The following is a 20,414-nucleotide window of genomic DNA, read 5'->3' as shown; positions in this document are numbered from 1 at the left end:
CCCGATGTCGACGCGCCACCCCAAGAAGCCGAGGCCGGGCCACGGGGTCGCGCCGGCGGCGTCGAGGCACGCCGCGAAGTGCAACCGCCGCCTGCAGGACAGGCGCGACGCCATGTCGCAGGCGGGAAAGAGGCCCTGCGTGGCGAACTGCGCGACGGCCCGCGAGATGGCCTGCTGGGTCTGGGCGATAGCGCTCATGGTCCGGTAGCGCCCGCGGCGAGATAGGAGTCCGACCCCGGGGCGCGCCGCGCTCGAGGCCGTTGGGAGGCCATTCCAGTTCCTTTTTCTGGGCAGCGGGGGACCGCCACGCCCGCCACGAGACTGCGATGAAGCCGGAGGCCCCCAGCCGTAGCAACGAAATGCGGTTCCGACCCGCGGATATTAGAGTGCCGAACGTGCGTCGAGCAGACACGCCCTCAAGCGGCGCGTCCCCCGGGTGAAGATAGGTCGTCCCCGCCCCCCGCGGTAGCTCCCCGGGGGCGGGGACGTTTTGCCACTTGACAATGTTCAACTCATATTAAAAAGCCCGGCCACCCCATGTCGAGGGATGGCCGGGCCTAGTCATCGTCCAAAAACGCTACTGAGCGTCTTGCGGCACAGGTGAATCCACGCGGCTGGAGGAATCCGGGTGGATGGTCATGGTTTGGAAGCGGTGCGCCATGTACTCGTTATCAAAATGCTGGGCGTAGAACTCTTCAACGGGGGAGCTGGGCGCCAGTCCGCTTTCGCGGCAGAACCAGCAGTCCAGCGACTGCAGCGTCATAACGCCGTTGACCAGCATAAGGACGGTGACAACGGTGGTAAGCGAGTAGCGCATCTTCCAGGGGATGAGGTTGATGACCTTGAGCAGGCGCGGCAGGCACAGCTTGATCCAGAACAGGCCCAGTATGCCCCACATAATCATGAAGGGGGTAGAGGTGCGGCCCTGGAAGAAAATCGCCATGGGGTCTGGTATGCCGGGCAAGAGCTCGTAGGAGTAACTCCATGCAATGGCGCCAAAAGAGGTTTGCATCCACCAGCTCACCGCGGCTTCGAACACGCCGCCAATGACGGCGCTAACCAAGAAGATGATGAGGAAGTTCTTTTTATAGAAGCGGTTGAGGGCCACCGTAAGAAGTACGGCGCCAAAGCCGTAGATGGGGCTAAAGGGACCAAAGAGCAGGCCCGCGCGGTCCTGGTAGACGCCGGGGTCAACCCAAACCATATGGAATATGATCTCGATAATAAGGCCTAGCACGCAGCAGACCATAAAGACCCAAAAGAGGTTGAAGAAGTTGAGCTTGATGTAGCCCCCGCCAGTGAGGTCTCGACCAAGCATGCCTTTTTCTGCTGCCTCGCGGTCTTCAAGGTCGCGTAGGCGGCGCTGTAGGTCGCGCTCTTCGTGCAGGGTGGGGTCGATGGTGGCCGACAGGGCCGTGAGGATGGCGAGCTGAATGGCGGGGCGAATAAGGTGCACGCCGATACCCTGCAGCATGACGTCGATAAGAATCTGGCCGATGGTCATGACGATGAGCGCATACGCCCAGCGTCCCGCATCGCGGCGGTAGCTCTTGATGAGCGTCCAACCAAAAAGGATGAGGGCGACCGAGGCGACGAAAGCCAAGATGGAGCCTATGACCGTCATGCTCACCGTAAGCGTGAGGTCCGTGCCCATGAGAACGTCTTCTTGGCCGATGACCAGGCGATAGACCATGATGCCAAAGTAGGCGCCCATAAGCGGTAGCGAAATGATGCCGTCCAGCGCGCACAGGGCACCGTAGACACGGACGATGAGGGGAATGGTTTTTAGCTGCTCGGCGGTAGGGGTCTTGGGGTTGAGATCGTTGCCCGGCAGGCCGTAGTCTGTCCGCGCGGCTTCGATGGAGTCGCTCGAGGTGCTCACAGAGGTGCTCCTTGTTTTGATGCGATGATTGATAACTCGAGGGATTTTACCCGTTTTGCATAGCGCGTACTCTACATTTGGCCTTGCCTGTGGGGTGGAATGCATCCCGTACGCTGTTGGAAAGGTGCTAGTCGGTATACTGAAGGGGTTGAAGAAGCTGTCTATCGACACCGTCTATTGGGAGGCACCATGGCCGAGAATACCGAGAAGACCCCGCTTGTTGGAATCATCATGGGCTCTAAGTCCGATCTGCCCGTTATGGAGGGCTGCACCGCTGAGCTGGAGCGCCTGGGCGTTCCCTACGAGCTGGTCATCGCCAGCGCGCACCGCACGCCGGACAAAGTTCACGAATGGGCGGAGACCGCGGCCGACCGCGGCATCAAGGTGATTGTCGCCGCCGCCGGCAAGGCCGCGCATCTGGGCGGCGTGGTCGCCGCCTTTACCCCGCTACCGGTTGTAGGCGTTCCCATGAAGACGAGCGATTTGGGCGGCATGGACTCCCTGCTCTCCATGGTGCAGATGCCCTCCGGCGTGCCCGTCGCCTGCGTTGCCATCAATGGAGCCAAGAACGCGGCTATCTACGCCACGCAGATTCTGGGTGCTACCATGCCCGAGTATCGCGAGGCAATCGTTAACCTCAAAAACGAGATGGCTCAGGCCTAGCATTCTCGCCCTCTGTAAGCGCGGTGCATCAGCGATGGTGCGCTGCGCTTTTTGCATGATAGGGAGACCTTACGTATGGCAGAAAACAACCAGCGCGACGTCGACCGCCTTGTTGCGGATCTTAGCGTATCGAGCACCCGCTCCAGCCGTGTCCGCATGGTTCCTGCAGGCGGGCACTTTGCCCAGGGCGATGGGGCCGCTGCGCCCGCGCCCGCCACGGTTGGCGGCGCCGCTGCCGGTAGGCGTTTTCGCCAGCGCACCGCTATGGACGAGGAAGAGCCGCGGCCTGCCGGTGCGCGTTTTGCCGATTCACGGCCTGCTGGCGCCCGTTTTGCATCCGCCCATGTGGACGAGGGCTGTGCGGACGAGGGCCAGTCGCAGATTGCTCATCCTGCCGGTAGCAGGTCCTCATCTTCAAGCGGCGCATTCGGTCCCGTGTCTTCGCGCGTGCCCGCTGTCCCCAAGCACGGTGCCCCTGAAAAGCCGGACGCCGCCTCCGTCACCACCGCGGCGATCGACATCTCCGACTCCCATGCGGCGACCGAGCCTTTGTCCCATGGATCAGAGGTCCTTGCCGCGCCCAAGCCCGCCGACACCGCAGAGTTCACCGCCGCCGCAACCGCGGCCGCTGCCACGCGTTCGCAAGTTCCCGCAGCGCAGCCTTCCGCGCGCGCCCTGGGTGGTGCGGCGACGCTTGCAAGCGGGGCGACGCCGTTGGCACCGGCGTATTCCAAGCGGTCCTCGTCCCATGCGCCTGCAGTCAAAGGGGCCCGGCGGCAAGAGAAGAGGGGCGCGAAGGGCGCCGCGAACAATGGCGTGGCCGATGGGCGGTCCTCGTCCAAAAAGAAAGCGCCGCGCAGCTGGCGCGATGTGCTACCCGTGGTGCTGATTGCTGTCGGTGTGGTTCTGCTGCTTGTCGCCGCCTTTATCTTTGTGCGCGCGCAACTGGGGTATCGCGATGCGCAGGCAACGTATGACCAGCTAGAGACCTATGTGGTGACCGATACCGCCGGTGATGACCTGCCAAGCGTGGATTTTGATGAGCTTGAGGCGATCAATCCTGATGTGGTGGGATGGATCTACGTGCCGGGCACGCCCATCAACTATCCGGTGGTGCAGACCACGGATAACACCACCTACCTGCGCAAGCTGTTCGACGGTACGCCCAATGGGTCCGGCACCGTATTCATGGACTGCGACGACACCGCGCCGGGCGGCATCGACCAGCAGACCACGCTGTATGGACACCATACGCAGGACGGCAAGATGTTCCGCGCCATCGATTACGCGCTTGACCAGGATAAATTCGACCAGATCGATGCAGTCTACTATATGACGCGCGAGGCCACCTACGTGTGCCGACCTCTCATGGATTGCTTGGTGGAGGACACTTTTACGGATGCGCGCATCGCTACGTTTGAGGACGAGGGTGCGTTCTCGAGCTATCTGACGACGATGCGGGGCATGGCTAAGGCTGTGGCGGAAGATGTGGACGAGCGTCAGGCGAGTGCGGAAAACGTGCTGACCCTGGTGACGTGTTCTGGAGAAATCATCCCCCGCACCACCCGCGCCGCCATGGTGTGCACCATCGAGAAGCGGATTGATAGGCTATAGCCAGTCAATAAAACTACTAACTCAATAGGTATATATCTGTTGGGAGAAACGGAAGGGAGATCCATGGCTACCATGCCCTCGATCGATGAATGGCTGCGCGAGGCTAAGCAGGACCCTGGTTTTCGCAACTGCGGCATGTACCTTGTGCATAACGGAACGGTGCGCGAGACGCCAAAAGCCCAGGCGCGCGGCATCGAGACCGACGGCGTCGCTGCGGACGAGAAGGTTGGCGGCATGCATTTTGACTACGACGAGCAGCGCGTGCAGGCGGCCGTCGAGGAGGCGCGCGCCCTGCCTGGCATTGAATACGTACGCGTGTGGCTGAACCGTGGCGAGCTTGAGCTGGGCGACGACATCATGCTGGTGCTCATTGGCGGCGATATTCGTCCCCGCGTGATCGATGCCCTGCAGTCGCTGGTAGGCACCATCAAGAACGAATGCGTGAGCGAGGTCGAGAAGCCCGCGTAGGCTTTAAGGCAACGGCGACGCCACCGAATAGGATGACGTCGCCGCTTTGGTTGCGCGATTAGGCGGGTTGGGCACCGCTCTACTTCTTGTTGCGGTTGAAGTTGATGAGGCAGCCGTCGAGGATGATCTGGCGCTCGGCCGCGGTAAGCGGGGCCATGTACAGGTCGATGGTGCCGCTTACCTGGCCGTTGCGGATGATGTGGCCCGCAAAGCGTTCCTTGCCCGCTTCTACGGCTTTGCGCACGCCGGGGATGAAGACGTAGTCGCCCACCTCGAACTGAGGGGCGTCATCGGACTGCAGCGGCAGCATGCCCCAGTTGATGACGTTGGAGCGATAGCGCTTGGTGGCATACTGCTCAACGATGTTGGCCACGCCGCCCAGCACGCGCTGGCAGCTGGCAGCCTGCTCGCGGGCGGAGCCATCGCCGGGTTTCACGGCGTAGATCATGCTGCCCATCTCGGTGTTCTCAAGCGATGCCGCGGGCTCGACTTGCTGGGCTGCCGAAAACGCGTCGGCAACCTCGGCGGCAAGCCTGCCTTCGAGGCGCTGTGCTTCCACGGCGGCGAACGCCTTGGCGCGACCCACGTACTCCGGGTCGCGGCGGGAGAGCGTGAACTCGGCCAAGCCAAGCGGGTTGGAGCGATAGGACGAGGTCTCGCCGGAGGGGATGAGCTCGTCGGTGGTGGTGACGGGGTCCATGATCTTGGAGCAGACTTGCATCAGCAGGTTTTCGCCCAAGGGCTCCATCTGCGGCCAGTCTTTGATGTTGGGGCCGTAGACCAGGGGGTCTTCCTTCTTGCCGCAGCCAAAGCCGCAGAACACGCGGTTGTTGTAAGAGGTGGCATCGAACTCGTGCTCGGGAACGTCGCCCCAGCAATCCAGCGCGTCGGCACCGGTGAGAACGCCGCCTGCGGCAGCGGTGGCGGCGATGGAGCGGGCGTCCATCAGCGCCACACCGGACATCTGGCCGTTACCGGGCTTGGAACCCTCGCGGTTGGGGAAGTTGCGGGTGGTGTGACGCACGGACAGGCAGTTGTTTGCCGGCGTGTCGCCCGCACCAAAGCAAGGGCCGCAGAACGCGGTGCGAACGATGGCGCCTGCCTGCATGAGGTCGTAGACGGCGCCCTTCTTGACCAGGTCCGCGAAGACCGGCTGGGACGAGGGGTAGACGGAGAGCGCGAACTCGCCGGAGCCGCAGCTCTTGCCGCGCAGCGCGTTGGCCGCTTCCATGACGTTGGTGTAGTTGCCGCCCGCGCAGCCGGCGATTACGCCCTGCTGCACGTGGATGCCGGCGGCGTCGACCTTGCTCATAAGGTCCAGCGAACCTGCACGGCCGGCGATCTTGTCCGCCGCGCGCTCGACCTCCGCCAAGATGTCGCGCGGGTTGGCGTTGAGCTCGTCGATGGTGTAGACGTTGCTGGGGTGGAAGGGCAGGGCGATCATGGGACGGATCTTGGAGAGGTCCACGCGCACGCAGCCGTCGTAGTAGGCGACGTGTGCCGGATCAAGCTGGCGGTAATCGTCCGCGCGGCCATGGTCGGCAAGGTAGCGACGCGTGTCATCATCCGTACGCCAAATGGAGGAGAGGCAGGTGGTCTCCGTGGTCATGACGTCCACGCCGTTGCGGAAGTCCGTGGTCATGGTCGCGACGGCGGGGCCCACAAACTCCATCACCTTGTTCTTGACGTAGCCGCAAGAGAAGACGGCTCCGATGATGGCGAGCGCCACGTCCTGCGGGCCAACAAAGGGCTGGCAGGAACCCTCAAGGTAGACGGCGACAACATCCGGGGTGGCAACGTCGTAGGTTTGACCCAGCAGCTGCTTTACCAGCTCGCCGCCGCCCTCGCCAATCGCCATGGTGCCCAGGGCGCCGTAGCGCGTGTGGGAGTCCGATCCCAGGATCATCTTGCCGCAGCCGGCCATCATCTCGCGCATGTACTGGTGGATAACGGCCATGTGCGGGGGTACGTAGATGCCGCCGTAGTGCTTTGCCGCGGAGAGGCCAAAGAGGTGGTCGTCCTCGTTGATGGTGCCGCCGACGGCGCACAGGGTGTTGTGGCAGGTGGTGAGCACGTAGGGCATGGGGAACTTCTCAAGACCGCTCGCCTTGGCGGTTTGGACAATGCCCACGTAGGTGATGTCATGGCTGGTGAGGCAGTCGAAGGTGACCTTGAGGCGCGACTCGTCCCCGGAGGCGTTGTGGGCCTGCATGATACCGTGGGCGATGGTGCCGCGGCGTGCTTCCTCGCGGTTGGGCACGCCGCCCGTAAGACCAATCAGTGCCTCATGGTCGTTCTGGGGTACAACGGTGGTGCCTTGTAGCAGGTAGACGCCGCCGTCATAAAGGGTTACGCCGTCCATGTCATCTCCTTGCGCATATCCTCGTCCGCACTTTATGCCGTATGCGTGCGGTCCGAAACGACAAAACAGTTGGTAGTCAATCATATAGCGCATTTTCGCAGCTCTTAAGCAGCCTTATGCGAATTAACGAAGATGAGCGTTTTTAGGTATGCGAGTTGCAGGGGGTACCTAAGGGACGGGTGCGTATAATAAATGGGTATTTCTCGTCCAAGAGGCAGACAGGGGAAGATATGTCTCAAGAAACCGTCCGCGCGGCCAATATGGCCGGGACCGTTACGAGTTGCGAAGTCGACGAGCAGCTTACCGATGAATTGAATGAGGAGTGCGGCATCTTTGGCGTATGGGCGCCCGATCGCGACGTCGCCCGCCTTACGTACTTTGGTCTGCGCGCTCTGCAGCACCGCGGCCAGGAGTCCGCCGGTATCGCTTCCGGCGACGGCGGCACGGTGATGGTGCGTAAGGACCTTGGTTTGGTGAGCCATGTGTTCTCCAACGCCGATATCGACGCGCTTTCCGGCCAGCTTGCAATTGGTCACGTGCGCTACGGTACCGCCGGCGCCAAGAGCTGGGAAGCCTCGCAGCCCCACCTCTCCACCATTGGCGACGTCATTGTCGCGCTTGCCCACAACGGCACGCTGGTCAACACGGACGAGCTTCGTCGCCAGTTGATTGAGCTGGGCGTTCCCTTTAACTCCAATTCTGACTCCGAGGTAGCGGTCAAGTTGATCGGCTACTTTACCCAGGAGACCCACCACCTGCGCGAGGGCATTCGCAAGACCATGGAGCTCATCCGCGGTGGTTATGCCATGGCGCTGATCAACGAGGAGGCGCTCTACGCGTTCCGCGACCCCCATGGTATCCGCCCGTTGGTGCTGGGCCGTCTTACCAGCGACGAGGGCGTGGCCGCCGCCAACGCCGCCGCTGCAGCGTCCGCTCTGCCCAGCGACGCCAAGTCTGCTGACGACCTGGTTGGCGACGAGGTCGTCGCCAGCGCCGCCGGTTGGGTTGTGACGTCTGAGACCTGCGCGCTCGATATCATTGGCGCCGAGTACGTGCGCGACATCCGTCCTGGCGAGATCCTGCGCATCTCCAAGGAGGGCCTGGTCTCCGAGCAGGGCGTGCCCGCGGCAGAGAAGACCGCTCACTGCATCTTCGAGCAGGTGTACTTTGCTCGCCCGGACTCCATCATGGACGGCAAGTCCATCTACGCCTGCCGCTATGATATGGGTCGCAAGCTGGCGCTCGAGTGCCCGGTCGAGGCGGACATGGTTATCGGTACGCCGGACTCCGGCCTGCCGTCTGCCGAGGGCTACGCCTTTGAGAGCGGCATCCCCTACGGCACTGGCCTGATCAAGAACCGCTACGTCGCCCGCACGTTCATCGAGCCCACTCAGGAGCTGCGCGCCATGGGCGTGCGCCTCAAGCTCAACCCGCTCAAAGACGTTATCGAGGGCAAGCGCATTGTGGTTGTGGACGATTCCATTGTTCGCGGCACCACTATGGTGCAGCTGGTTCGCATGCTGCGCCAGGCGGGCGCCAAAGAGATCCACGTGCGCATCAACAGCCCGGAGGATATCTGGCCGTGCTTCTACGGTGTGGACACAGGCGAGCAGAGCCAGCTGATCTCCGCCACCAAGACCGTGGACGAGATCTGCGAGTTCATCGGTGCCGATACCCTGGCGTTCCTCTCCGTTGACGCGCTGCTTGAGTGCGTACCCAAGGCGGGTTACTGCACCGCGTGCTTCACGGGCGAGTACCCCGTGGCTATTCCGGAGAGCTTTGGCCGCGACAAGTTTATCGAGGGCTACGAGCCCCGTCTGCTGTCCAAGCCCGAGGCCGTCACCGGCCACTGCGTTGTCGATAAGGCGGATGACCGCAGCTGGGAAGAGGAGCATCCCGAGGCGTAGGCGCGGCTAAACTGACTTTTAGGGCGTGGGCAAGATATGTTGTCCACGCCCTTTTTGTTTTTGGCGAGGGCTGGGGCTACGAATGTGCATCGAGCCCTTTTGCGACCCGCGTGTTCTTGGGGGAGTATCCACGTGAAAACGAAGGTGAAAAACCGTCTCTTGTCGGGATGGTCAATGAGTGCCACGAGGTGGGTGAGGACGGGCTTGATCGCGGTTCAAACTGGTGTCTTGGTTTCCTCCAAGCGCCGCGCGATTGGTGGTCAGGTAGCTTAAGAGCTCTCGGCGGGCTATTCCCGCACACAATCACTTCGCTTGCATGGATACAAAACACTATAAACTGTTTGTTAGGCGACATTTGTTGATAGCTGTAGGTCCTCCCACGGTATCTTTCATTGCGAGCTTCGTCCCAAATAAGTCATGTATAAAAATCTGATCCCCACCTCGTGCCCTCATTGACCAACCCGAAGCGGGGTGACTTGTTTTTGGCGTACAGAAAGCTCGATTCCATCTTCATTTTGAATGAGGGCCGGTCTGCAATTCGAAAAGCGGCGATTGTTCGTGCAGCTATCTATGTAATTAAGTAATGGGTTGCGAACTGGATGGCCCCCGCTTGCCGTTTACTCTCAAATCTGAGAGATTTTCTGAGTGTAATGGGAATTATCTGAGAGATAATCTGAGAGTGGAAGGTCGACTTCGAGTGTTCTCGAGAGATGCGAGGGGTTGGGATGATTGATGGCAAAGAGCTGGCGAAGGTTGTGTCTCGCCTGCGCGCTCAGCGCACCGATGATGCGTTTGTCGAGGTAAAGGCCTGTTCGTGTGGATTGAGCGCCGACGTGTGGGAAACAGTTAGCGCGTTCGCGAATACAGCGGGCGGCCTCCTACTCCTGGGCCTGGATGAGAATGACGGGGCGTTTGCCCCCGCTCAGCACTTCGATATCAATCGCGTACGCGATCAGTTTGTGACCGGCATGGGCGACGGCGGCCGGCCGTGCCTTGTCGCACAGCCCCCGCGTTACGAGATGTCGCGAGGAGAGGTCGATGGCTCGTCCGTGCTGCTTGTAGAGATCGCTGAGCTGAGTGCCCAACAAAAGCCCTGCTACATCGTAGCTCGCGGTGCCCAGGCGGGTAGCTATAAACGCATTGATGATAAGGACATTCGCCTTTCTGCATCGGAGATGTATGAGATGCAGACTGTGCTTGTTCCCAGTGATGCGGACGTATCCGTGGTGCCGGAGGCAACGCTTGAAGATCTGGATGATGAACTGGTTGACAGTATTCTCGCCAACAGAAACAGACAGAGCCCCCGCGTTCTCAAAGGAGCTGCAACGCGTGAACAGCAACTCGATCGAGTGAACATACTTAACAAGCAGGGCGGCGTTCGTATGGGTGGGTTGCTGGCTGCTGGCGTGTATCCGCAGCAGTACTTCCCAAAGTTGGTGATTGACGTCGCGGTTCATCCGGGAACTGAGAAGGCGCAGCCCGGGTTACCGCGCTTCCTCGATCGTCAGGTGTGCGACGGGCCGATAGCGGAGTGTGTGGAAGGTGCCCTGAATGCGATTGGTAGAAACATTCGCAAAGCGTCTTACGTGGTGGGCGTCGCCAGGCTTGAGGAATGGGAGATTCCCCAGAGCGTTCTAAGAGAGGCGCTGGTAAATGCTGTTGTACACAGAGAGTATTCGCCCATGTTCGCTGGCGAGGCGGTGAGTGTCGATATTTATCCGAATAGGATAGAGGTGACAAATCCCGGAGGACTGTGGGGTGGAAAAACGCTAGAGACCCTGGCGGACGGCAGCTCACGGTGTCGAAACGCAAGGCTTATGAGCTTGATGGGCGCTGCTTCTTTGCGGCACGGTGCGGGCTATCTGGTGGAAAGCAAGGGCTCGGGTATCATCACCATGCTTCGAGAAATGGAAGAACATGGCTTGGATGCGCCTATATTTGTGGCGAAGTCGGATTTGTTCAAAGTCATTTTCAAGCGTCAGGAGATGCAGGTTTCCGCAAAGCCATGTGAGCCGGCGGGGGCTTCGGGGTTTCCGCAGGTGTGCAAAGAACGGAATAGGGGACAGACGCAGCGTGCGCAAATGGATGTCGACGTGCAGGCGGACATGGAGATTGATTCTTGCGAAGCCATGCGTCCACGCGAGTTGCGCCAGCAGATTGTTGCTTCCATGTCTGACGGCGAGACGCGCGGAGCTCGGGAGTTGGCGAGCATGATGGGCGTTTCGCTGCCCAAGATTCGCTACGCGTTGGCACGGTTGGTGGACGAGGGCGAGTTGGTGCCAACCGCTGCAACCACTAATAGAAATAGAAAGTACAAGAAGGTAGAGGTCTAGCTGTTATCATGCTGAAGTAGGAATCCCTGGGTTGAAAGGAACCTGACATGGCCGACACATCCAAGCACGTTACCTACGAGGACGCCGGCGTCGACACCGCCGAGGGCGCCCGCGCCGTCGACGCGATCAAGCAGATGGTCGCGGAGACCAATCGCCCCGAGGTAGTCGGCGGCATCGGCGGCTTTGGAGGACTGTTCTCCGCCGCAGCCTTGAAGGACATGGAGGACCCCATCCTCATCAGCGGTACCGACGGCGTAGGCACCAAGTTGGTCCTCGCCCAGCTGCTCGACCGTCACGAAACCGTGGGTCAGGACCTGGTCGCCATGTGCGTAAACGACATTCTCGCTTCCGGCGCCGAGCCCCTGTTCTTCCTCGATTACGTGGCGATCGGCCACATCGAGGCTTCCCAGATGGCCAAGATCGTCAAGGGCGTGGCAGACGGTTGCAAGCTCGCCGGCTGCTCGCTGGTGGGCGGCGAGATGGCCGAGCACCCCGGTGTCATGCGCCCCGATGACTACGATCTGGCGGGCTTTGCCGTGGGCGTTGTCGACCGACCCAAGATGATCGACCCCGCCAACGTACAAGCCGGCGACGTGATCCTGGGCCTGCCCTCCACGGGTGTCCACTCCAACGGCTATTCGTTGGTTCGCAAGGTCATTGGCGTCGACGGCATGGTTCCGGGCACCCCCGAGGCCGAAGCCAAACGTGCTGAGCTCGAAGTGGTCCGCGAGGACCTGGGTGGCGTTTCTTTGGCAGACGCCTTGTTGGCTCCCACTCGCATCTACGTCAAGCCCGTTTTGGAGCTGCTGCGCGGCGGCGCTCCGGTGCACGCGCTCGCGCATATCACCGGCGGCGGCATTACCGAGAATCTCGACCGCGCCCTGCCCAAGAACGTAGACGCTTTGGTGACGCGCGACGGGGACAAGATGGGCTGGTCCGTTCCCCCCGTCATCACCTACATCTCCCAGCAGGCTCAGCTCGCTCCCAACGAGGCGTGCAAGACCTTCAACATGGGCGTCGGCCTGTGCATCATCTGCGCTCCCGAGGATGAGGCGAATATCGTCGCCGCCCTCGAGACCATGGGCGAGCGCCCGTTCCGCGTCGGTACCTGCGTTGAGGGCACCGGCAAGGTGGTGTACACGGATGAGCAGTAACGAGCTCATCGGCGCCGAGCTTGAGGCTGCCGGCATGCGTGAGATCGATAGCGCTGTCGCTACATCGCGCGCCGCGCAGGACGCCTTGGATAACAATGCCCTTCAGCAGGCTATTCGCGAACGCCGTGCAGCGGGCGACGCCGCTCCTCTCAAGCTGGGCGTGCTTATCTCCGGATCCGGCACCAACCTGCAGGCTATCATCGACCGCATTGCCGACGGAACGCTCAACGCGAGCGTGGAGCTGGTGGTTTCCAGCCGTCCGTCCGCCAAGGGTTTGCAGCGCGCCGAGAAGGCGGGCATCCAAACGCTGACGCTTTCCAAGGATGTTTACGCGGACCCGCTGGCAGCCGATGAGGTTATCGCCTTCGAGCTGTTAAAGCACCAGGTCGATTACGTTGTTATGGCGGGTTACATGCGCATGGTGCACGCACCTTTGCTCCAGCTGTTCAAGAACCGCGTGGTCAACATACACCCCGCGCTGCTGCCTAGCTTCCAGGGCGCCCACGGCATCCAGGATGCATACGATCGCGGCGTTAAGGTGACGGGCGTGACCGTGCACTTCGCCAACGAGGTTTACGATCAGGGCCCCATTATCGCCCAGGAGACCGTGCGCATCGAGGAAGGCATGAGCGTGGATGAGCTCGAGGCCAATATCCATGCTGTGGAGCACGTATTGTATCCGCAGGTAGTGGACTTGCTTTCTGCGGGCCGCGTACATGTCGATGAGGACAACCGCGTTCAGATTCTGCCCGAGTAGCTTCTCCTGCTTCTTGCGCGCCCCGAGCGATAACAAAAAAGCGATTTTTCTGCGCCCCGTTCAATTAGGATGGGGCGCATTGTTGTTCAAGGCGCATCCATCTTTCCATACAACGCAAAACGCCGTCTGTCAGGGTTTTCGGGATGTGGGGACGAGTGGATTTCTGCCGATAGCCAAGAGAAAATGAGAAACCTCGGTGGTGCTCTGTAGAAATACTGCAGAAATAGCGCTTGCGCAGGATGGATATGCGACAATCTCTGTTTACGTGCGTCGCTAAAAAAGGCGATTCCATGCGAACCGTTTAATCGACTGTGGCGCATTGGCAAGTAATCGCGTATTCCGCCCTTAGGAAAGGGATTCGCCCATGGTGATGAAGAAGAACATGAAGATCAAGCGCGAGGAGAAGGAAGCTCCCAAGCCCACCAAGGCCGAGCGCAAGAAAGAGGCCAAGTCCAAGCTTACCAAGACCGGTAAGATCATCCTGGTCGCGATCGGCGTCGCAGCCATGCTGCTCTCCGTGACCGCTATGGCCTGCTCCGGCATCCTCAACCAGGCAAATTCGACTGAAGAGTATCATCTCACCGGTGGCGTTGCCGCCACAATCGATGGCACCAACATTACCGAGGACACCGTCACCAAGCAGATCATGAGCACTCGCACCTCCGGCGGCTATGACGATGATGCCGCATGGGCAAGCTATCTCAAGGGCCAGGGTAAGACGCCCGAGTCCCTGCGCGAGGAGACCATTCGCTCGCTGGCTGGCAACTACCTGCTGTCCAAGGCGGTCAAGGAGTACAACATCACCGTCTCTGACGATGACGTGAACGAGTCCTTCGAGAACGCCGCCTCCAACTACGGTGGCACCGAGGCTATGATGAGTCTGCTGAGTCAGATGGGCTACACCGAGGATTCCTACAAGGAGCAGATCAAGAGCAGCCTTGAGCAGCAGAAGCTGAAAGAGGAGGTTGCTCCCGAGAAGGAGCCCACGGACGACGAGGTCTTGACCTACTTCAACGACAACGTCTCCACCTACAACGACGCCCGTCGTTCCTCCAACCTCCTGATTAAGGTTGATTCGGACGCTTCTGATGAGGATAAGGAGAAGGCGAAGGCCACCGCGCAGGAGGCTCTGGACAAGATCAACTCTAGCGAGCTCTCCTTCGAGGACGCTGTCGAGGAGTATTCCGAGGACACCGGTTCCAAGGACGATGGCGGTGACGTGGGCTGGGACAAGCTCACCAGCTTTGTTACCGAGTATCAGGATGCTCTGAGCGCCCTGTCTAAGGATCAGATCAGCGGCATCGTCGAGACCACCTACGGCTATCACATCATCAAGTGCACCGACTACTTCCATGTGGACGAGAAGGCCGATTCCATCGACCAGATTCCCACCGAGATCAAGGACGCGATCGTCTCGAGTCTCAAGAGCTCCCAGGTCGACGAGGACTACAGCGCTTGGCTTGAGGAGTACATCGACAAGAACGATCTCAAGATCAACGCCATGCCGGCAGACGTTCCCTATAATGTGGACATGAACGCTGCTGATTCAAGCGACGCCGACAGCAGCGATGACTCCAGCAGCGATGCTGATGCCAATAGCGGTTCGGCCGAGTAAGAACCGCTTACGTCGTCGAGCCTTGTTGCACAAGATCGGTTGATGCGTAGAACGTGCGCCGCGTCCTGCTCAGTGCGGGCCGCGGCGTTTTTACAAGCGCCTCCGCGCGCGAGATTGGAGAGACATGACTAACGAAGAGCTGCATGCGCAGATGGTCGCGGCGATGAAGGCCAAGGACAAGACCCGTCTGTCCATCATTCGCCAGGTTATGACCGAGGTTAAGAACATCGAGGTCAACGAGCGTCGCGATGTTACCGAGGAAGACGTCAACAGCATGATCAAGCGCCTGATCAAGCAGACCAGCGAAACGCTCGAGATGTCCAAGCAGGCCGGCAACAACCAGGAGCGCACCGACGTCCTGACCCAGCAGGTCGAGATCCTCGAGTCCCTGTTGCCCGAGCAGGTAAGCGGCGATGCCCTGGTCGCCCTGATCGAAAAGACCATCGCCGAGGTCGGTGCCGAGTCCCGCAAGGACATGGGTCGCGTCATGGGCGCCCTTAACGCTGCTACCGGCGGAAACTTCGACAAGGCCGCTGCCGCCAAGGAGGTTGGCGCTCGCTTGTCCTAAGCGTTTCTTGGACGAGGAAACGGGGCCGTTCGCATTTCAAGCCCAGGTGTGTTCGGTGCGCATCGCGCACTTCGAGGCATCGGAGCTTGAGGGCGGACGGCCCTTTCTTGTTGGGGCTCGGTTGCGGGGGCTGCAAGGTTTTAGGGTTGCTCACAGAGCCATATGAGGCGTCGGCGCCAAGGCCATCTGTAGTGAAACCTGCGGTTTCTTCGTGGGGCTGCTGGTGCAGTATGGATAATGCACCCTACAATAGGGAATAGACTATGGACAAATCCAACTAATTGCCTGATTAGTATTGGATAATCTACGCGCTGTACTCTAAAGGGCTTTCGTAAAGGATAGGTTACCAGGCCGTTGCAAAGCCTTAACCGCACTAAACGTGCAGGAGATACATTAGTAGAATAAAGCACAGCCAAACGCTCGGTCCTCGAGCGTTGCATTGGCAGTATGGAGGGGAAACATCTATGGCCGATATGATTCAGATCAAAGGCTTGAACAAGTACTTTGGCGACCTGCATGTCCTCAAGGACGTTAACCTCAACGTCAAGGAGGGCGAGAAGCTGGTCATCATCGGTCCGTCCGGCTCCGGCAAGTCCACGCTCATCCGTTGCGTCGACTTCCTTGAGGAGCCTACCACCGGTGAGGTGGTCATCGACGGCACCGTGCTTACCAAGAAGAACCACCTGGAGATGGCTCGTAAGTACAGCTCCATGGTATTCCAGCAGTTCAACCTGTATCCCAACATGACCGTGCTGGGCAATCTCACGCTGGCACCCATCAAGCTCCAAAAGAAGAGCAAGGAGGAGGCAAACAAGATCGCCATGGCCGCCCTCGAGCGCGTCGGCCTGGCAAACAAGGCCGGTGAATACCCCCAGAACCTCTCCGGCGGCCAGCAGCAGCGCGTAGCCATCGCCCGCGCCCTTTGCACCAAGCAGCCCATCATCCTCTTCGACGAGCCCACCTCCGCTCTGGACCCCGAGATGGTCCAGGAGGTCCTCGACGTTATGATCGAGCTGGCGCAGGAGAACATCACCATGATGTGCGTCACGCATGAGATGGGCTTTGCCCGCCAGGTGGCAGACCGCGTCATCTTTATGGACGATGGTCAGATCCTGGAAGAGGGCACGCCCGATCACTTCTTCGAGAATCCGCAGAACCCTCGCTGCAAGGACTTCCTCGCCAAGATCCTGCACTAACCCGTGCAAGGGGATCTCACTCGATTTCCATCAATAGTTATCAGTCGCATGCCGCCCGCGCGGCCGGCACGCGAGCGTAGTACCAATGGAAGGGGTACCACCATGGATATGAATCGTCGTCAGTTTATTCAGGTATTCGGTCTCGCCGCCCTGGGCATCGCCGGCGCCGGCTCCCTTGCCGGTTGCGGCGGCAACGCAGGCTCCGGTTCCTCTGACACGTCCTCCAAGCTCGAGGCAATCAAGAGCCGCGGCAAGCTTAAGGCCGGCGTTAAGAAGGACGTTATCGGCTACGGTTACCTCAATACCGCTACCAACGAGTACGAGGGTCTCGAGATCGACCTGTGCTACCAGATCGCCGCTGCTGTCCTTGGCGTCTCCTATGATGAGGCCAAGGAGCAGAAGCTGGTCGAGTTCACCGACGTCACGCCTAAGACCCGCGGTCCGCTGATCGACAACGACCAGCTCGACATCATTTGCGCTACCTACACCATCACGCCTGTTCGTCAGGAGGATTGGGACTTCTCCACGCCCTACCGCACCGACCACGTGGGCATCCTGGTCAAGAAGGCTGCCGGCATGAAGTCCATGGCCGACCTCGACGGCAAGGTCATCGGCGTCTCCCAGGGCTCTACCACCAAGGACCTTGTCGGCGAGATGCTCAAGGACCAGGGCGTCGACGCCACCCCCAGCTTCCAGGAGTTCCCGGATTACCCGTCCATCAAGAGCGCCCTGGACGCCGGCAACATCGATGCGTTCGCCATGGACCGCTCCACCCTCAAGGGCTACACCACCGGTGACTGCGAGCTGCTCCAGCCCGAGATCGAGTTTGGCGCTCAGGATTACGGCATCGCTACCAAGAAGGGTTCCGACCTTTCCAAGACCGTCGACGATACCGTCAACGAGCTGCTTGAGAACGGCTGGCTGGACGAAGAGATCAAGGCTTGGGACCTGCTCTAATTAGATTTTTTGGACGATGGACCCTTGCCGCGCATCGCATGTGGCGGCGCGTCTGCCGTGATCGCGGTGCACCCGCGGGTTCTCGTCCGCAAACACGGTGCGTCCGGGCGGAGCCATCTGCCCGGACGCTCAGTACGATAATGGCACGTTGGAAGGATCTATATGCTAGAGGGACTCCTCGATCCCGCGCGATGGGAGTTGACGCTGGCCGAAAGCGGTCCGCTGTGGGAGGGCTTTGCCTTTACCCTGCAGGTGGTCATCGCCGGCCTGCTGCTCTCCCTTGTGTTGGGAACCATCTTGGGCGTGTTCTCCACCACGCGCTCGCGCATCCTGCGCGCAATCAGCCGCGTGTACGTTGAGTTCTACCAGAACACCCCGCTGCCGGTGCAGGTGTTCTTCATGTACATGGCCGGCCCGCAGATCCTGCAGGCCATCACCGGCGCCGCCATGCCCGTGCGCATTCCCGCGTTTGTCCTGGGCTTCATGGGCGTGGGCCTGTACCACGCGGCATACATCGCCGAGGTCATCCGCACCGGTATCGAAGCAGTTCCGCGTGGACAGATGGAAGCGGCACTGTCGCAGGGCTTCACCCGCGTGCAGGCGTACCGCTACGTGATCTTGCCCCAGACGTTCAAGATCATCCTGCCGCCGCTGTGCAACCAGGCGCTCAACCTGGTTAAGAACAGCTCCGTCCTGGCGCTCATCGCCGGCGGCGACCTTATGTACAACGCGGACAACTTTGTTTCCACGTATGGCTACCTGCAGGGCTACATCCTGTGCTGCTTCATGTACTTCATCATCTGTTTCCCGCTGGCAATTCTTGTCCAGTACCTGGAGCGCCGCTCCAAGCAGCGTCCGCGCGCCAAGGTGATTCCCGGCATTACGCCCGACCCCGCAAAGGAGGCGTAATCCATGGAACTGTTCAACGCCGCCAACATGACGTTTATCATGAACGGCTTTTTCAAGACCATTCAGATATCCGTTCTCGCTATTATTTTCTCGCTCATCCTGGGCACCATCCTGGCCATGGTCAAGCAGTACTGCACCGGCAAGCTGCGTCCCTTGTCTTGGATAGTCAGCGCCTACATCGAGCTGTTCCGCTGCACCCCCAACCTGCTGTGGATCCTCTTTATCTACTTCACGGTCAAGGGCTCAGACGTCTTCATCTCCGTTTTGGCATTCACCATCTTCACCTCTGCCGTCATGGCAGAGATCGTCCGCGGCGGATTCAACTCCATTCCCGCCAGCCAGTTTGAGGCAGCGCGCAGCCAGGGTTTTGGCTTCTTCGCCACCATGCGCTACATCATCTTGCCTCAGACGTTCAAGACCATCATCCCGGCGCTCTTCAGCCAGTGCACCACGGTGATCAAGGACAGCTCGTACCTGGCCGGTGTCAACGTGGCCGAGTTCATGTACACCACCAAGGTTGTTATGGCGCAGACCACCAACTTGGGTCAGGTGCTCATGCTCTACGGTTTTGTGTTCGCGCTGTACTTCGCCCTCAACTTCAGCATCTCGCTGCTGGTGCGCGCATACCAGCGTCGCGTGGTCGCTGCATAGCCGTAATATCGGCATAGTTCTCTTCACGGGCGCGGACGATGAGCCACTGGGCAATCGCTTCGCGCCCGCTTCGTAAAATGCGCTAGACTCGATGTGGACGAGAAGCCATTCAGGCAAGCGTCCAGCAGGGTACTTGTACGCTCACTATCTAAGGAGCTTTCCATGGGACTCATCAAGCAGGCAATCGAGGCGCGCGTGGCTGCCGAGGCTGCGGAGCGCGCGGGCCAGCCCGTCGTTATCACCATCGCTCGCGACTTTGGCGCAGAGGGACATGAGATAGGCAAGATGCTGTCCACCCTGCTGGGCATTCCGCTGTATGACAACGAGCTGCTGGTGCGTTCCGCCATGCGCACGGGCGAGTCCGTTGATAAGATGGCCGCTTATGACGAGCGCATGGCTGCCGAGTTCATGGCGTTTCTGCCCGATCGTGTGGATTCACGCACGCTGTCCGACAAGCTGTTCCGCAGCATGTCACAGGTAATCTTGGATCTGGGCGCCACCCAAAGCTGCATTATCGAGGGCCGTCTGTCCGACTACCTGCTGCGCAACAACCCCAACCACATCGCCGTGCTGGTGACCGCTCCGTTCGACGATCGCGTGGAGATCGTCCGCAAAAAGCGCGGCCTTAACAAGCACGAGGGGGCCAAGCTGGTGCGTGAGATGCAGAAGGCGCGCGAGACCTTTTACAAGCGCTACTCTGCTGGCAAGTGGAAGATGACCGACGGCAAGGACATTGTGGTCAACCGCGCCAAGCTGGGCCGCCAGGGTTGCGTGGACGTGATCGCCGCTGCCTACAACGCCAAGCTGCGCGAGCTGGGCATCTATGAGGAGGAGGTCGCCCGCGTTGCCGAGGAGGCCGCTGCGGACGCTCCCATTACGGTCAACGCCACCGTAGAGACCAGGGCCTAAAGGCCGCCACGTATCGCCGCGCCGGTGTTTATTCATCCACCGTTTTGCGATAGCGCCGGCGCTCCTAAATTGCGGTATATGCATCCCAGACACACTGAATGCGCGTCCACTTTATGTGGGCGCGTTTTTTTTGACGAGAACTGCAAAGGGAGTGCCGTCCGCATCGCGCCGCCGCCTATCGTCGATATTGCGCGGATTAAAAAAGCGTTGCTGCCCGCCTTGGACCGCAAGGCTTATACCCCTTTATACCCTTCATTCCTACAGGGGGTATAACAATGCGTCAGCGCATATTATTTGGACGAAAATGAATAGGGTGTCAAATGTGGTCGCATAGTTGCAATACCTGTGCCTAACACCTTGGCCGTTGGCGTCAAAAATGATGCTTCCTGCTGGTCAGAGCGATAAATGTAAACGTTCCCATATGCTAATGTCCCTCAATATCTAGTAGTTTCTATCCCAACCGCAGCTT

At 60.0% G+C, this 20,414-nt stretch carries 17 protein-coding genes; 14 read left to right on the top strand and 3 right to left on the bottom strand.

Annotated elements, in window-relative coordinates; all coding sequences use genetic code 11:
- Positions 1-198: hypothetical protein (locus tag HMPREF9452_RS12210; RefSeq protein WP_009140282.1), on the bottom strand; the 198-nt coding region annotated here is incomplete at its 3' end.
- 379 nt (positions 199-577) lie between these two features.
- A complete protein-coding gene (locus HMPREF9452_RS09115) occupies positions 578-1,882 on the bottom strand; it encodes a putative ABC transporter permease (protein ID WP_009141852.1) in 1,305 nt (434 codons plus the stop codon).
- Between the two features lie 189 nt (positions 1,883-2,071).
- Here HMPREF9452_RS09115 and purE point away from each other — a divergent pair, with 189 nt between their 5' ends.
- From purE to HMPREF9452_RS09100, 3 genes are all read left to right on the top strand, one after another.
- Positions 2,072-2,545 (top strand): 5-(carboxyamino)imidazole ribonucleotide mutase, encoded by a 474-nt coding sequence (gene purE / locus HMPREF9452_RS09110; RefSeq protein WP_009141851.1) that lies wholly within the window; start codon positions 2,072-2,074, stop codon positions 2,543-2,545.
- A 75-nt stretch (positions 2,546-2,620) separates the two neighbouring features.
- Entirely contained in the window at positions 2,621-4,159 is a 1,539-nt protein-coding gene (locus HMPREF9452_RS12205; RefSeq protein WP_009141850.1) for a class B sortase, read from the top strand.
- 63 nt (positions 4,160-4,222) lie between these two features.
- On the top strand, positions 4,223-4,627 hold the full coding sequence (locus tag HMPREF9452_RS09100) for a molybdenum cofactor biosynthesis protein MoaE (protein ID WP_009141849.1): 405 nt from the start codon (positions 4,223-4,225) through the stop codon (positions 4,625-4,627).
- A 79-nt stretch (positions 4,628-4,706) separates the two neighbouring features.
- Here HMPREF9452_RS09100 and HMPREF9452_RS09095 read toward each other — a convergent pair whose 3' ends face one another.
- Positions 4,707-6,989 carry a hydratase gene (locus HMPREF9452_RS09095; RefSeq protein ID WP_009141848.1) on the bottom strand — a complete coding sequence of 761 codons (2,283 nt, stop codon included), beginning with the start codon at positions 6,987-6,989 and terminating at the stop codon, positions 4,707-4,709.
- 260 nt (positions 6,990-7,249) lie between these two features.
- Between HMPREF9452_RS09095 and HMPREF9452_RS09090 the strand changes: the two genes are divergently transcribed.
- The 11 genes from HMPREF9452_RS09090 (at position 7,250) to HMPREF9452_RS09040 (ending at position 19,945) form a co-directional block, all read left to right on the top strand.
- Positions 7,250-8,896, top strand: coding sequence for an amidophosphoribosyltransferase (locus HMPREF9452_RS09090; protein ID WP_117679775.1), 1,647 nt, complete (start codon positions 7,250-7,252; stop codon positions 8,894-8,896).
- Between the two features lie 725 nt (positions 8,897-9,621).
- Complete coding sequence (locus HMPREF9452_RS09085; protein ID WP_009141846.1) at positions 9,622-11,229, top strand: ATP-binding protein; 1,608 nt, start codon at positions 9,622-9,624, stop codon at positions 11,227-11,229.
- A 47-nt stretch (positions 11,230-11,276) separates the two neighbouring features.
- Positions 11,277-12,383, top strand: coding sequence for a phosphoribosylformylglycinamidine cyclo-ligase (purM, locus tag HMPREF9452_RS09080; RefSeq protein WP_009141845.1), 1,107 nt, complete (start codon positions 11,277-11,279; stop codon positions 12,381-12,383).
- Positions 12,373-13,140 (top strand): phosphoribosylglycinamide formyltransferase, encoded by a 768-nt coding sequence (gene purN / locus HMPREF9452_RS09075; protein ID WP_009141844.1) that lies wholly within the window; start codon positions 12,373-12,375, stop codon positions 13,138-13,140. Before purM ends, purN begins: the two co-directional genes overlap by 11 nt.
- 364 nt (positions 13,141-13,504) lie before the next feature.
- On the top strand, positions 13,505-14,755 hold the full coding sequence (locus tag HMPREF9452_RS09070; RefSeq protein ID WP_009141843.1) for a peptidylprolyl isomerase: 1,251 nt from the start codon (positions 13,505-13,507) through the stop codon (positions 14,753-14,755).
- 124 nt (positions 14,756-14,879) lie between these two features.
- Positions 14,880-15,323 (top strand): GatB/YqeY domain-containing protein, encoded by a 444-nt coding sequence (locus HMPREF9452_RS09065; protein ID WP_009141842.1) that lies wholly within the window; start codon positions 14,880-14,882, stop codon positions 15,321-15,323.
- A gap of 464 nt (positions 15,324-15,787) precedes the next feature.
- The gene (locus HMPREF9452_RS09060) at positions 15,788-16,519 is read left to right on the top strand and encodes an amino acid ABC transporter ATP-binding protein (RefSeq protein ID WP_009141841.1); all 732 of its coding nucleotides are present in this window, start codon (positions 15,788-15,790) and stop codon (positions 16,517-16,519) included.
- A gap of 102 nt (positions 16,520-16,621) precedes the next feature.
- Positions 16,622-17,476: a transporter substrate-binding domain-containing protein gene (locus tag HMPREF9452_RS09055; protein WP_009141840.1), complete on the top strand. Its 855-nt coding sequence runs from the start codon at positions 16,622-16,624 to the stop codon at positions 17,474-17,476.
- A 162-nt stretch (positions 17,477-17,638) separates the two neighbouring features.
- The gene (locus HMPREF9452_RS09050) at positions 17,639-18,385 is read left to right on the top strand and encodes an amino acid ABC transporter permease (protein WP_009141839.1); all 747 of its coding nucleotides are present in this window, start codon (positions 17,639-17,641) and stop codon (positions 18,383-18,385) included.
- Positions 18,386-18,388: 3 nt separating this feature from the next.
- Positions 18,389-19,036 (top strand): amino acid ABC transporter permease, encoded by a 648-nt coding sequence (locus tag HMPREF9452_RS09045; RefSeq protein ID WP_009141838.1) that lies wholly within the window; start codon positions 18,389-18,391, stop codon positions 19,034-19,036.
- Between the two features lie 162 nt (positions 19,037-19,198).
- Entirely contained in the window at positions 19,199-19,945 is a 747-nt protein-coding gene (locus tag HMPREF9452_RS09040) for a cytidylate kinase-like family protein (protein ID WP_009141837.1), read from the top strand.
- Positions 19,946-20,414 lie beyond the last annotated feature (469 nt).

It is taken from the genome of Collinsella tanakaei YIT 12063 (assembly GCF_000225705.1).
GTDB classification, from domain to species: domain Bacteria; phylum Actinomycetota; class Coriobacteriia; order Coriobacteriales; family Coriobacteriaceae; genus Collinsella; species Collinsella tanakaei.
This window is presented reverse-complemented; position numbering and strand designations above follow the sequence as displayed.

Coding starts and splice junctions, on each gene's coding strand:
- purE (WP_009141851.1), top strand. CDS start 2,072: ATGGCCGAGAATACCGAGAAGACCCCGCTTGTTGGAATCATCATGGGC.
- HMPREF9452_RS12205 (WP_009141850.1), top strand. CDS start 2,621: ATGGCAGAAAACAACCAGCGCGACGTCGACCGCCTTGTTGCGGATCTT.
- HMPREF9452_RS09100 (WP_009141849.1), top strand. CDS start 4,223: ATGGCTACCATGCCCTCGATCGATGAATGGCTGCGCGAGGCTAAGCAG.
- HMPREF9452_RS09095 (WP_009141848.1), bottom strand. CDS start 6,989: ATGGACGGCGTAACCCTTTATGACGGCGGCGTCTACCTGCTACAAGGC.
- HMPREF9452_RS09090 (WP_117679775.1), top strand. CDS start 7,250: ATGGCCGGGACCGTTACGAGTTGCGAAGTCGACGAGCAGCTTACCGAT.
- HMPREF9452_RS09085 (WP_009141846.1), top strand. CDS start 9,622: ATGATTGATGGCAAAGAGCTGGCGAAGGTTGTGTCTCGCCTGCGCGCT.
- purM (WP_009141845.1), top strand. CDS start 11,277: ATGGCCGACACATCCAAGCACGTTACCTACGAGGACGCCGGCGTCGAC.
- purN (WP_009141844.1), top strand. CDS start 12,373: ATGAGCAGTAACGAGCTCATCGGCGCCGAGCTTGAGGCTGCCGGCATG.
- HMPREF9452_RS09070 (WP_009141843.1), top strand. CDS start 13,505: ATGGTGATGAAGAAGAACATGAAGATCAAGCGCGAGGAGAAGGAAGCT.
- HMPREF9452_RS09065 (WP_009141842.1), top strand. CDS start 14,880: ATGACTAACGAAGAGCTGCATGCGCAGATGGTCGCGGCGATGAAGGCC.
- HMPREF9452_RS09060 (WP_009141841.1), top strand. CDS start 15,788: ATGGCCGATATGATTCAGATCAAAGGCTTGAACAAGTACTTTGGCGAC.
- HMPREF9452_RS09055 (WP_009141840.1), top strand. CDS start 16,622: ATGGATATGAATCGTCGTCAGTTTATTCAGGTATTCGGTCTCGCCGCC.
- HMPREF9452_RS09050 (WP_009141839.1), top strand. CDS start 17,639: ATGCTAGAGGGACTCCTCGATCCCGCGCGATGGGAGTTGACGCTGGCC.
- HMPREF9452_RS09045 (WP_009141838.1), top strand. CDS start 18,389: ATGGAACTGTTCAACGCCGCCAACATGACGTTTATCATGAACGGCTTT.
- HMPREF9452_RS09040 (WP_009141837.1), top strand. CDS start 19,199: ATGGGACTCATCAAGCAGGCAATCGAGGCGCGCGTGGCTGCCGAGGCT.